The organism is Aeromonas sp. FDAARGOS 1408, from assembly GCF_019048665.1.
Taxonomy (GTDB): domain Bacteria; phylum Pseudomonadota; class Gammaproteobacteria; order Enterobacterales; family Aeromonadaceae; genus Aeromonas; species Aeromonas dhakensis.
The window spans coordinates 2,617,027-2,629,096 of the sequence record NZ_CP077394.1 but is presented as its reverse complement, the minus strand read 5'-3'; the positions used below and the strand labels follow the sequence as shown (position 1 = coordinate 2,629,096).

The window sequence follows — 12,070 nt, the reverse complement described above, 5'->3', positions numbered from 1 at the left end:
TCCTTACCGCGCGCCGCGTGTCGAAAAAATGCTTTCTGGACGGGTGATATGGGCGAGCGCCTGAGTGAGCAGACGGGCCCCTTCCGAGGTCATGATGGATTCGGGATGGAACTGGAAGCCCAGCACCCGCTCATCCTGCTGCTCGATGGCCATGGGCATGCCCTGATAGTGGGCAATCACCGTCAGCTCTTCCGGTACATAGGTGGCGACCAGCGAGTGGTAGCGGGCCACCGGCAGCGGGCTTTGTAGGCCGGCGAAGGCGCCGTGGCCGTTGTGCTCAATCAGGGAGCGCTTGCCGTGGACGATTTCGCCCGCCGCGCCGACGGTGCCGCCGTAGGCTTCGCACAGAGCCTGATGGCCGAGGCAGATGCCGAGGATGGGCACCTGACTGCGGGCCAGCTTGATGAGGTCAATCAGGCAACCCGCCTCATGGGGGGCGCCCGGGCCCGGTGAGAGCACCAGTACGGCATCCCCTTCGCAGGCGGCGATCTCGCTCATGATGCGGCTGGCCGGCAGGCTGTTGCGGTAGATCCGCACCGGATAGCCGAGGGAGCGGAACTGGTCGACGAGGTTGTAAGTAAATGAATCGAAGTTGTCGAGCAGGAAGATGTTAGTCATGGCTCACGTCCTTATGTTGCTCCTGCTGGGCGTTCAGGGCTTGCAGGGAGGTGCCATGGCTGGCTGCGATGGCGGCCAGCACGGCGGCTGCCTTGGCGCGGGTTTCGTCCGCTTCGGCCTGGGGTTTGGAGTCATAGACCACCCCGGCGCCGGCCTGCACATGGGCCACGCCCTCTTTGACGAACGCAGAGCGAATGACGATGCAGGTATCCATCTCGCCGGCACCGTTGATGTAGCCGACCGCGCCGCCGTAGCTGCCGCGACGCTTGCCTTCCACCATGCGAATAAGCTCGCTGGCGCGGATCTTGGGTGCGCCGGTGAGGGTGCCCATGTTCATGCAGGCCTGATAGGCGTGCAGGGCGTCAAGGTCGGCGCGCAGGGTGCCGACCACCTTGGAAACCAGGTGCATCACGTGGCTGTAGCGATCCACTTTCAGCAGCTCCTTGACGTAGCGGGTGCCGGGCTCCGAGATGCGGGCGATGTCGTTGCGGCCCAGATCCACCAGCATCAGGTGTTCGGCCACCTCTTTCTCGTCCTGGCGCAGCTCCAGCTCGATACGGCCGTCGAGATCCCGGTTGATGCTGCCATCGGGGTTGAAGCCGCGGCGGCGGGTACCGGCGATGGGGTACATCTCCACGTCGCGGCTGGTAGCGCAGAACTTCACCGCGCTCTCCGGCGAGGCGCCAAACAGGGTGAAGCCCTCGTCCTGCACATAGAACATGTAGGGGCTGGGGTTGGTCTGCTTGAGGCGGCGATAGGCGGCGACGGGGCTGGGGCAGGGCAGGGAGAAACAGCGTGACGGCACCACCTGGAAGATGTCACCGCGGCGGATAAAGCCCTTGAGCTTCTCCACCTCGGCGCAGAACTGCTTGTCGCTCTTGTCCACGCTCATGCCGCCGACGAGGGGCGGAGTGGCCGGTGCCTGCGCGGGGGCTTGCTGGCAGGCATGCTTGAACTGGGCGAGGCGCTCGCTCAGGCGGTGGTATCTGTCTTCCACCCGGCTCTCGTCGCTGTCGCCGCCAAAGATGCAGGCGAGCAGTGCAGTGGATCGCGCGATGTGGTCGATGGTGATCAGGGTCTCGGCCACGTAGAAGCAGTAGTCGGGGCAGTCGTTGCTCCCCTCCGGTACCTCGGGCAGATCTTCAAAGGAGGCGATGAGGTCGTAGGCGAAGCTGCCGGCCATGAAGAGCGCCTCTTTGCCCAGCTGGCAATCAAGCTCCCGCTGCAGGGTGCGCAGCACGTCCAGCACGCTGATCCCCTTGAGACGGCTGTCTTCGTCCTGCTCCCGATCAGAGGCCGGGAAGTCGAGCTGCAGCTCGCCGGCCACCAGGCTCTGGGTAACGGCGGCGGGCAGGCGCTCGGCCAGCAGGCTCTGCAGCTGGGCGCCGTTGTCGTTCAGACTGCGCACCTGCACGGTGCGGCCCCGGCACTCGATGCGCAGGCAGGCGTCCACCAGCAGCAGGCTCTGTTTGCCCGCCTTGGAGTCGATCTCCACCGATTCAAGCAGCAGGTTGTTGGGGCGACCCTGGCAGAGCTCGCTGTAGAGTGCCAGCGGATCGGCCACATAGGGGGCGTTGAGGGTGAGGGTATCGAATTCACCCAGAGGAAGGCGATGGCTGGCTGTCATAGTGCGTTCCCTTGCGTGTGATGCTGTTTACCGATGTTCATGACGTTGAATTCCTTGAAAATTTAATGGGTCCGGGGTGGCTGGTTCAGGGGCGCCATCGCCAGGTCAGCTTGCTTGTCTGAATTCTCGGTTTCATCACAGGTCCATTTGCCGGATAATAAAAAAGCCCGCTGGGGTCAGCGGGCTTTTTCTTTGGGTTCTTTATTTGCTGTCAGATTTACAGGTACAGCAACGACCACACGCCCGCATGTCAGGGAGTGTGCCACCACCAGATGGTCAGGATGGAAGTCGTTTGCATGATAAAGTCCTGTAAAAAGATGTTTGCAATGAAGTGCCTACAGAAAACGATAAAGCCGCGGCCAAGTCAAGTCGCTTTTTAGCCTTCTTTCACCGAATGTGTACCCATGGTGACCTGACCACGAGAGCGGAATAATCTGATGAGATTCGATCTACACTGCCATACCACGGCCTCGGATGGGGTGCTGAGCCCCGCCGAACTGGTGCGCCGCGCCGCCGAAAAACAGGTCGAAGTGTTAGCAGTTACTGACCACGACACCCTTGCCGGGCTTGATGAGGTGCGCCGCACCATCGAGAACGAGCAACTGCCGCTGCGGCTGGTGAGCGGGGTCGAGATCTCCACCGGCTGGGAGCATCACGAGATCCATATCGTGGCGCTGGGGGTGGATGAAAAAAATGTGGCGCTCACCGATTTTTTGGTCGGCCAACAGGCTCGTCGCGAAGCGCGCGCCCAGGAAATAGGGCGTCGTCTGGAGAAGTGTCTTATTCCTGGCACCTATGAAGAGGCCAAGCAGCTTGCTGGCGATGCCGCCGTGACCCGGGCCCACTTTGCCCGGGTGCTGGTGGCGCGCGGGGTGGCCGACAACATGCAGAAGGTATTCAAAAAGTACCTGAGTCGGGGCAACAAGGGCTATGTGCCGGCCGAGTGGCCCGAAATGGGCGCGGCGATCGGCGCCATTCACGGCGCCGGTGGCCTGGCGGTGCTGGCCCACCCGAGCCGCTACGATCTCACCGCCAAGTGGATCAAGCGGCTGCTGGTGGCCTTCAAGGCGGCCGGTGGCGATGCCATGGAGGTCTCGCTGCCCCAGCAGAGCCCCCAGGAGCGGGCGAATCTCGGCCAGTGGGCCAAAGAGCACGACCTCTACATCTCGGTGGGGTCGGATTTTCACTTCCCCTCCAACTGGACCGAACTGGGTCGCCACCTCTGGTTGCCCAAGGAGGGGATGCCGATATGGTTGGCGTATCCCGGTCATTTTGGGCTTACCACCGAGCAACACGCAGAGTTGCTGGCGAGTCGGTAACAGTATTTGCGAAATAGGGAACACACCGGACAAGAGGGTATGGCCATATTTATGGCTGGCATATCCCGATCATTTTGGGCTTACCACTGAGCAACACGCAGAGTTGCTGGCGAGCCGGTAACCGCCCCGGTAATGCAGGCGCCAACGGGCGCCAAACAGAGTAAGGTAGTGTCGTGAAGCCCGGCTTCGCGGCCATCAAGCGGGCAGAGATTGCTGCCCCCATTGCGAGAACGAGTCATGAGTCAGCACTTTTACGTACACCCGGAAAATCCCCAGGCCCGTCTGATCAGCCAGGCGGTGCAGATCATCCAGAATGGCGGCGTCATCGTCTATCCCACCGATTCGGGTTATGCGCTGGGTTGCCAGATGGGTGACAAGGGCGCGCTGGAGCGCATCTGCCGCATCCGCCGCATCGATCCCAACCACGACTTCACCCTGGTGTGCCGCGATCTCTCCGAGATCTCCACCTACGCCAAGGTGGACAACAGTGCATTTCGCCTGATCAAGAACAACACCCCAGGCCCCTACACCTTCATCTTCAAGGCCACCAAAGAGGTGCCGCGTCGCCTGATGAACGAGAAGAAGAAGAGCATCGGCATCCGGGTACCGGACAACAAGATTGCCCAGGCGCTGCTGGAGGCCCTCGGCGAGCCGCTGCTCTCCACCACCCTGATCCTGCCGGAATCTGACATGGCGGAGTTTGACCCGGAGGAGATCTTCGACAAGCTGGGCAAACAGCTGGATCTGGTGGTCAACGGCGGTTATCTGGGCGAGCAGCCCACCACAGTGGTGGACTTCTCCGACGATGAACCCGTGCTGCGCCGGCGCGGTGCCGGGGATCCGACCCCGTTTGAGTGAAACGGTCGAACCGGTCGCCATGACGGCCGCCCAGCCGCCCGCAGGGGCTGGAGAGGGTGCACCGTCGGCGCTATCTCCCATCGCCCGGGTGCTGGGGCAGCCCTACCACGAGCTGCCCCAGGACCTGTTCATCCCGCCCGATGCGCTGGAGGTGTTTCTCGATACCTTCGAGGGGCCGCTTGATCTGTTGCTCTACCTCATCCGGCGCCAGCAGCTCGACATCCTCAACCTGCCGATCCTGCAGATCACCGCCCAGTACATGGAGTACGTGGAGCTGATGCAGGGCCTCAATCTGGAGCTGGCGGCCGAGTACCTGCTGATGGCGGCCTGGCTGGCGGAGATCAAATCCCGCATGCTGCTGCCCAAGGCGCCGGAGTTGGAGGACGAAGAGGAGGGGGAAGACCCCCGTGTCACCCTCATCCGCCGGCTGCAGGAGTACGAGCGCTTCAAGGTGGGGGCTGAGCGGGTCAACGAGTTGCCGCGGCTGGAGCGGGAGATCTTTGTCGCCAGCGCCATGGCGCCGGATTTTGGCGATCTCAAACCACTGGCGCCCGATGTTTCGCTGGTTGAGCTCGCCCTTTACATGCAAAGTGTGGTAAAACGCGCGACTCATTTTGAACATCACCAGATCCGCCGCGAGCAGATCCCGACCCGGGTGCGCATGGCGGAGATCCTCGCCATGCTCTCGCTAGGCCAGACCCTGCGCCTGGAGCAGGTGCTGCGCGCCGAAGAGGGGCGCATGGGCGTGTTGGTGACGTTTCTGGCGCTGCTGGAGCTGTGCAAGGAGCAGCTGATCTGGATCCTGCAGGCGGAACCCCTGGGGCCCATTCATTTTGCCCTGGCCGGCCAGCATGAGGAGAGCGAGCGTGGCGCTGCCCACTGAACGACTGCGGCCGATAATGCGAGGAGCGGACCATGGCGCTGCCGGCTGAACGACTCAAGACGCTGATCGAAGCGGCGCTGTTCGTTGCCGGGCGCCCGCTCAACGTCAGCGAGCTCAAGAGCAGCGTGCTGGCGGACTACCCGGTCACCAGCCGCTACGTGCAGCTGCTGCTGGCGGAGCTCAAACAGGATTACAGCGAGCGGGGGGTGGAGCTCAAGGAGGTCGCCTCCGGCTGGCGCTTTCAGGCCCGCCAGGAGTACGCCGAGGAGCTCTCGAGGCTCTGGAGCGAGCGGGCCCCGCGCTATTCGCGCGCCGTGATGGAGACGCTGACGTTGATCGCCTATCGTCAGCCCATCACCCGGGCCGAGATCGAAGCCATCCGCGGGGTGGCGGTCTCGAGCCAGATAGTGAATACCCTGAAAGAACGTGGCTGGGTGCGCAGCATAGGTCACAAGGAGGTGGTGGGTCGCCCGGAGCTGCTCGCCACCACCCGAGAATTTCTGGATTATTTTAATCTGCAGAGTCTGGAGCAGCTCCCCGAGCTTGATCCCGAACTGCAACCCTCGTTGTCCACTCTGACGTTGGCAGAGACGGGCAGCGATCAACAATCAGGTAACCCCGATGAGTGAAAAACTGCAAAAAGTGTTGGCCCGCGCGGGTCACGGCTCCCGTCGTGAGATGGAGGCCCTGATCACCGCAGGTCGGGTCAGCGTGGATGGCAAGGTCGCCACGCTGGGGGATCGCGTCGAAGTGAACGCCGTGATCCGGGTGGATGGTCACCAGGTCAAGACCCGCGCCGCAGAGGAAGTGATCTGCCGCGTGCTGGCTTACCACAAGCCGGAAGGGGAGATGTGTACCCGTCACGATCCGGAAGGTCGCCCCACCGTGTTTGATCGTCTGCCCAAGATGGAAGGGGCCCGCTGGATCGCGGTCGGCCGCCTCGACGTCAACACCTCAGGTCTGTTGCTGTTCACCACCGACGGCGAGCTGGCCAACCGGCTGATGCACCCGAGCCACGAAGTGGAGCGGGAATACGCGGTGCGCGTGTTTGGCGAGATCACCGAAGCCATGCTGCAGCGCCTGCGCAAGGGCGTGCAGCTGGAAGACGGCATGGCCAAGTTCAACAAGATCAAGCCGGCCGGCGGTGAAGGTCTGAACCAGTGGTTCAACGTTACCCTGACCGAGGGTCGCAACCGTGAAGTGCGCCGTCTGTGGGAATCCCAGGAAGTGCAGGTGAGCCGCCTGATGCGTATTCGCTACGGCGACGTCAAGCTGGATCGCGGCATTCCGCGCGGCGGCTGGCAGGAGCTCAAACTGCCCGAGGTGAACTACCTGCGCGGCCTGGTCAACCTGCCGCCGGAGACCGAGTCCAAGGTCGATCTGCAGCAGGATGGCAAGGCCAGCCGCCACAAGCAGGCCGCCCAGATCCGTCGCGCCGTCAAGCGTCACAAGGAGATGCAGGGCAAGGAGCCGCGCGCCCGCGCCACTACCGCCCGTCGCAAGCCGCAAGCCTCGACCCGCAACTCCGGCACCGGCAGCAAGTAAGCGCCCAGTCGCACTGTAAAAGGCCCGCCTTTTTGGCGGGCCTTTTCGTTGGCGCCTGCTGCGTCCGTTATTGTTCAATGTGCAGGATTGCTGAATTAATGGGGCCAGGCAGGCGGCTGGCGGGGGCCGGGGTGGTTGCCCGGCGGAGGCGGGCTTGTTAGCCTTCCGGCACTGACACAGGAGATAATAATGAGCAAGGTACTTGATGAGCTGCTGGCGTTGCTGGCGCTCGAAAAAATCGAGGAGGGCCTGTTTCGGGGCCAGAGCCAGGATCTCGGTCTGCGGGCCGTGTTTGGCGGACAGGTAATGGGGCAGGCCTTGTCAGCCGCCAAGCAGACGGTGGCCAGCGATCGCCAGGTGCACAGCTTCCACTCCTACTTCCTGCGCCCCGGCGATGCCAACCGTCCCATCGTCTACGACGTGGAGAACATCCGCGACGGTCAGACCGTCTCCACCCGCCGGGTCAAGGCCATTCAGGGCGGCAAGCCCATCTTCTATCTCAACGCCTCCTTCCAGGTCGAGGCCGAGGGGTTTGAACACCAGATCGCCATGCCGGCGGGGATCACGCCCCCCGAGCAGCTCAAGAGCGAGCTGGAGCTGGTGCGCCCCTACGAGCAGCAGATCCCGCCCGCCCTGCGCGACAAGATCATGTGCGAGAAGCCCATCGAAATTCGCCCGGTGACCCTGGTCGACCCGATCCGCCCCGACGTGCATGAGCCGCTGCGCCACGTCTGGTTCAAGGCCAATGGCCAGATGCCGGACGATCAACGGGTGCACAAGTACCTGCTGGCCTATGCCTCCGACTTCCACTTCCTGTTCACCGCCCTGCAGCCCCACGGGGTGTCGTACTGGGAGCCGGACATGCAGGTGGCCACCATAGACCACTCCATGTGGTTCCACCGGGACTTCCGGCTGGACGACTGGCTGCTCTACGTGGTGGACAGCCCGAGCGCCAGCGCCGGTCGTGGCCTGGTGCGCGGCCAGTTCTTCACCCGCGACGGGGTGCTGGTGGCCAGCACGGCGCAGGAGGGGGTGATCCGCCGCCGCGGTTGATTAGCGCTGACCGCCAACAAAAAACGGGAGCCGATGGCTCCCGTTTTTTTTATGGTCGTCTTGCTCTATCAGGCCGCATCTTGCTCGGCGCTGAGGGCTGTTTCGCCGCTCTGGGCGAAACGGTCGGCCCACAGGGCGATGACGCCGTCGCCGGTGACGTTGCAGGCGGTGCCGAAGCTGTCCTGGGCCAGGTAGAGGGCGATCATCAGGGCGATGGAGGCCTCACCAAACCCCAGCATGGAGGTGAGCAGGCCCAGTGCGGACATGACGCCACCACCCGGGGCACCCGGGGCGGCAATCATGATGACACCCAGCATCATGATGAAGGGCAGCATGGTGCCGATGCCAGGAATGGCCAGATGCTCGGAGAGGAACATCACGGCGGTGGCACAGGTCACCAGGGTGATGGTGGAGCCACACAGGTGAATGGTGGCGCACAGCGGCACGGTGAAGTTGGCGATGCCGGCGCTCACGCCGTTGTTCTTGCTGGCCTGCAGGGCGACCGGGATGGTGGCGGCGCTGGACATGGTGCCAAGGGCGGTGAAGTAGGCCGGCAGCATGTTCTTGATGAGCTGGGCCGGGGAGCGGCCCAGGGCCAGACCGGTGCCGACGAACAGCACGGAGAGCCAGAGCCAGTGCATGATGATGGCCATCACCAGCACCACGCCGAAGGTCTTCAGGGTGGCAAACACGGTGCCTTCCACCGTCATCTCGACGAAGACGCCGGCGATGTAGAACGGCAGCAGCGGGATGATCACCTTGGCCAGCAGGCGGTCGATGATGTCGCGGCCCTGATCGGCGACCCGGCGCAGGTCGGTGGCCTGGGTGGCGCTGATGCCGATGCCGAACACGAAGGCTGCGGCCAGTGCCGACATCACCCCGAACAGCGGCGGGATCTCCAGATTGATGTAGGAGGTGAGCTTGATGGCGCTCTCGGCGGTGGACTCGGCGGCGCTGGTCAGACGCGGGATCAGGTTGCTGGCCACGGTAAAGGCGAACAGCCCCGCCAGTATGGTGGAGCAGTAGGAGAGGGCGACCGTCTTGCCCAGCAGCTTGCCGGAGTTCTTCGGCAGGCTGGCGATGCCGCTCATGATGAAGAAGAGGATGATGAGCGGAATGGTGAAGGTGATCAGCTGACCTATGACTGTCTTGGCCGTAAACAGCACGCGTGCGACCCATTCAGGGGCGTAGAGACCGAGCAAGAGACCGGCGAGGATGCCGGCAACCAGTTTGAGGACAAGTTTCATAAGTAAATCCAGGTGTTAGTGTCTGATTTGTTATTTAATTTTGATTTTAATGCCGCTTTTTAACACAAAATCCGCATCATGTCTGTCGCAGGTGCGTTAATGTCGAGTTAAATATTGTTAAATGTGATCGTGGTGGTGATAGCCACTGGCCAGGCGATCGCGAAGTGCTGCGGGTGATTAATTTGGTGCGGCCCTTCAGCTGCGAAGCAGCAGGGCGTGCAGCCAGCGGCCATCTGCCTGCTCGCTCTCCCAGCACTGCTGCAGTTGCAGCGGCAGCGGGGCGATGAGCCGGCGCAGGCCGTCCTCATCGAGCCGGGTCAGGGAGAGGTGCGCTTGGGTTGAGGGAGCACCAGATGTGCTGCCGGTGGCAACGATCTGGCCACTGAGGTGGGGAAAGGCGCAATAGAGCGCTCCGGCGGGCTTGAGCAGCCCGGCCAGATGGGTCAGCGCGTCGCTGAGCTCGTCTGGCGCGATCGCCGGCAAGGCCCCGCGCGCCCAGATGCCGTCATAGGGCACCACGCTATGCAACTGCCCGATGCGGCAGACCCGCACCGGCTGGCCGCTGCGCCGCGAGGCGATTCTGGCCTGTGCCAGACGGGCATCGAAGGCCGTCACCACCAGCCCCTGCTGGCGAAAGAAGCAGAGATCGTCGCCTTCGCCGCAGCCCGCCTCCAGCAGATGGGCACCACAATGGAGCAAGGCCAGAAACTGCTGACGCGCGACGGACAGTGGGTCGGCTGAGGGGGTGGCAAGGAACATCGGCGGGCAATGGGGAGACGAACGGGACATGGCGGGCACTTTTTCGGGGACGCTACTCTGTTTCGGGGGCGTGACTATAGCAAATTTGAGCCAATTTGGCGCCGGGGCGCCAAAGGAAGGGGAGGGAACTGGGGAGTGTCTGCGCCGGCCAATGGACCCGTGCTGAGCGGCTGTGAGTCAGGTGCGGCGGGTGGCCGGGCCGCCGGACTGGGCGATCAGGGCGAACAGGTTGTCCAGCACAAAGTCGGCCTCCTGGCGCAAGTCGATGCGATCCGGGAAGTGCAGCCAGTTGATGATGTAGCCATCCAGGGTGCAGTGCAGCAGGGTGGCGGCCCGCTGCAGATCCAGCTCCCGCGGCAGCTGGCCGAGGCGCACCGCATTGCCCAGGGTGATCTCCAGATCCCGGAAGAAGTTGTTGGACTGGCTGCGCATGTGCTCGCGCAGTGAGATGGCCTCTCCCTCCAGCGACTCCAGGTTGAACAGTATGGTGAACATCTGCTGATGGGCGGGTTCGGTGCTTATCTTGATGATCACCCCCTTGAGGAAGCTGCGCAGCTTGCCGAGGGGGTCGGGCTCCTGCTCGGAGACGCAGGCATCGAGCTGGTGGGAGAGGGGCTGGCAGAGCTCCTCCCAGAGGGAGACGAACAGCTCTTCCTTGTTCTTGAAATGCCAGTAAATGGCGCCCCGGGTCAGCTCGGCGGCCCTGGCGATGTCGGTCAGGCTGGTCTTGGCCAGGCCTTGTGAGCAGAACAGATCCAGGGCCGTACTCATGATGTGGCAGCGGGTCTGCTGCGCCTCTTCTTTGGTTCTTCTGGCCATCTCTCTGCGCACCTTGTAAAAGTAAAAAAAGTCACTTACATACATTTATGAATGTATGTATATTGCCTCATCTTTCCAATTTTACCAACCGGGTCCTATAAACCCTGTGGTTTTTCATTGATAGACAGAGGCTCAGGTTTTTCATGCATAAACATATTCTCGCACGTTCAGTCGGCCTTGCGCTGCTGGCGAGCGGTCTGTTGACCGCTTGCGGCGAACAGGGCCCCGCCCAGCAAGGACCCGGTGCGATGCCGCCGGCCGCGGTGGATGTCGTCACCCTGCACACGGCGCCGTTGCAGCTCACCACCGAGCTGACCGGCCGTAGCGCCCCGCTGCGGGTCGCCGAGGTGCGCCCCCAGGTGAGCGGCATCATTCTCAAGCGCCTCTTTACCGAGGGCAGCGACGTCAAGGCCGGTCAATTGCTCTACCAGATCGACCCCGCCGTCTATCAGGCCGCCGTCGCCAGTGCCAAGGCCAACCTGGCCAAGGCGCAGGCCAACGAGCAGAGCGCCCGCCTCAAGGCCAAGCGCTATGCCGAGCTGGTAAAGGTGAAGGCCATCAGCAGCCAGGAGTATGACGACGCCGACGCGGCCTGGAAGCAGCAGTTGGCCGAAATCGGTGCCGCCAAGGCGGCGCTGCAGAGCGCCAACATCAACCTGGCCTATACCCGCATCACCGCCCCCATCAGCGGCCGCATCGGCAAGTCTGCGGTGACCGAGGGGGCGCTGGTGACGGCCCAGCAGGCCGACAGCCTCACCTCCATCCAGCAGCTCGATCCCATGTATGTGGACGTGCGCCAGTCCACCGCCGATCTGCTGCGCCTCAAGCGCCAGGTGGCGGCCGGCAAGCTGACCCAGGACGAGCAGAAAGGCGCCCGGGTGAGCTTCCAGCTGGAAGATGGCTCCACCTACGGTGAAGAGGGCTCGCTGCAGTTCTCCGATGTGACCGTGGATGAGACCACCGGCATGGTGACCCTGCGGGTGATCGTCCCCAACCCTCATCAGCTGCTGCTGCCGGGCATGTTCATGCGTGCCACCCTGCAGGAGGGCGAGCGCGCCGAAGGGCTGTTGGTGCCGCAGACCGCGGTGACCCGCACGCCGAAAGGCGGCGCCACCGTGATGGTGGTGACGGCGGACAACAAGGTGGAGCTGCGTGAAGTGCAGCTGGGCCGCATTGTCGGCAGCGACTGGGTGGTGGAATCCGGTCTCAAGGCGGGTGAGCGGGTGATCGTCGCCGGCCTGCAAAAGGTAAAACCCGGGGTCGTCGTGGCGCCGGCTGAACAGGGCGCCGCTGCGCAGTCTGCCCAGGCGCCGGCCAATGCCCCGGCCAACAAGTAGGATGG

Annotated in this window: 12 protein-coding genes; 7 read left to right on the top strand and 5 right to left on the bottom strand. The window is 63.2% G+C overall.

Annotation, left to right across the window (positions count from 1 at the left end; translation table 11 throughout):
• Positions 1–3: 3 nt before the first annotated feature.
• Both I6L38_RS12060 and I6L38_RS12055 read right to left on the bottom strand, forming a co-directional pair.
• A complete protein-coding gene (locus tag I6L38_RS12060; protein WP_216988523.1) occupies positions 4–618 on the bottom strand; it encodes an aminodeoxychorismate/anthranilate synthase component II in 615 nt (204 codons plus the stop codon).
• Positions 611–2,245 carry an anthranilate synthase component 1 gene (locus I6L38_RS12055; protein ID WP_216988522.1) on the bottom strand — a complete coding sequence of 545 codons (1,635 nt, stop codon included), beginning with the start codon at positions 2,243–2,245 and terminating at the stop codon, positions 611–613. The genes I6L38_RS12060 and I6L38_RS12055 overlap by 8 nt, the downstream gene beginning before the upstream one ends.
• A gap of 437 nt (positions 2,246–2,682) precedes the next feature.
• On the opposite strand from I6L38_RS12055, the gene I6L38_RS12050 reads away from it, so the two are divergent.
• The 6 genes from I6L38_RS12050 to tesB all read left to right on the top strand — a co-directional run bounded on the left by I6L38_RS12050 (position 2,683) and on the right by tesB (position 7,903).
• Positions 2,683–3,564, top strand: a complete 882-nt coding sequence (locus I6L38_RS12050) for a PHP domain-containing protein (protein ID WP_043169773.1) — start codon at positions 2,683–2,685, stop codon at positions 3,562–3,564.
• Between the two features lie 237 nt (positions 3,565–3,801).
• On the top strand, positions 3,802–4,422 hold the full coding sequence (locus I6L38_RS12045; protein WP_005302891.1) for an L-threonylcarbamoyladenylate synthase: 621 nt from the start codon (positions 3,802–3,804) through the stop codon (positions 4,420–4,422).
• On the top strand, positions 4,370–5,305 hold the full coding sequence (locus tag I6L38_RS12040) for a ScpA family protein (RefSeq protein WP_043169771.1): 936 nt from the start codon (positions 4,370–4,372) through the stop codon (positions 5,303–5,305). The genes I6L38_RS12045 and I6L38_RS12040 overlap by 53 nt, the downstream gene beginning before the upstream one ends.
• A 32-nt stretch (positions 5,306–5,337) precedes the next feature.
• On the top strand, positions 5,338–5,934 hold the full coding sequence (scpB, locus tag I6L38_RS12035; RefSeq protein ID WP_017780785.1) for an SMC-Scp complex subunit ScpB: 597 nt from the start codon (positions 5,338–5,340) through the stop codon (positions 5,932–5,934).
• Positions 5,927–6,850, top strand: a complete 924-nt coding sequence (gene rluB, locus I6L38_RS12030) for a 23S rRNA pseudouridine(2605) synthase RluB (protein WP_005302885.1) — start codon at positions 5,927–5,929, stop codon at positions 6,848–6,850. The genes scpB and rluB overlap by 8 nt, the downstream gene beginning before the upstream one ends.
• Positions 6,851–7,039: 189 nt before the next feature.
• Positions 7,040–7,903: an acyl-CoA thioesterase II gene (tesB, locus tag I6L38_RS12025; protein WP_024942564.1), complete on the top strand. Its 864-nt coding sequence runs from the start codon at positions 7,040–7,042 to the stop codon at positions 7,901–7,903.
• Between the two features lie 68 nt (positions 7,904–7,971).
• On the opposite strand, the gene I6L38_RS12020 is transcribed toward tesB, so the two are convergent.
• The 3 genes from I6L38_RS12020 to I6L38_RS12010 form a co-directional block, all read right to left on the bottom strand.
• Positions 7,972–9,150, bottom strand: a complete 1,179-nt coding sequence (locus tag I6L38_RS12020) for a dicarboxylate/amino acid:cation symporter (protein ID WP_005302882.1) — start codon at positions 9,148–9,150, stop codon at positions 7,972–7,974.
• 195 nt (positions 9,151–9,345) lie between these two features.
• Positions 9,346–9,849, bottom strand: a complete 504-nt coding sequence (locus tag I6L38_RS12015; RefSeq protein WP_029305790.1) for a cyclopropane-fatty-acyl-phospholipid synthase family protein — start codon at positions 9,847–9,849, stop codon at positions 9,346–9,348.
• A 237-nt stretch (positions 9,850–10,086) separates the two neighbouring features.
• Entirely contained in the window at positions 10,087–10,728 is a 642-nt protein-coding gene (locus I6L38_RS12010; protein ID WP_041203640.1) for a TetR family transcriptional regulator, read from the bottom strand.
• A gap of 143 nt (positions 10,729–10,871) precedes the next feature.
• On the opposite strand from I6L38_RS12010, the gene I6L38_RS12005 reads away from it, so the two are divergent.
• Positions 10,872–12,065: an efflux RND transporter periplasmic adaptor subunit gene (locus tag I6L38_RS12005; protein ID WP_017786284.1), complete on the top strand. Its 1,194-nt coding sequence runs from the start codon at positions 10,872–10,874 to the stop codon at positions 12,063–12,065.
• Positions 12,066–12,070: the final 5 nt, after the last annotated feature.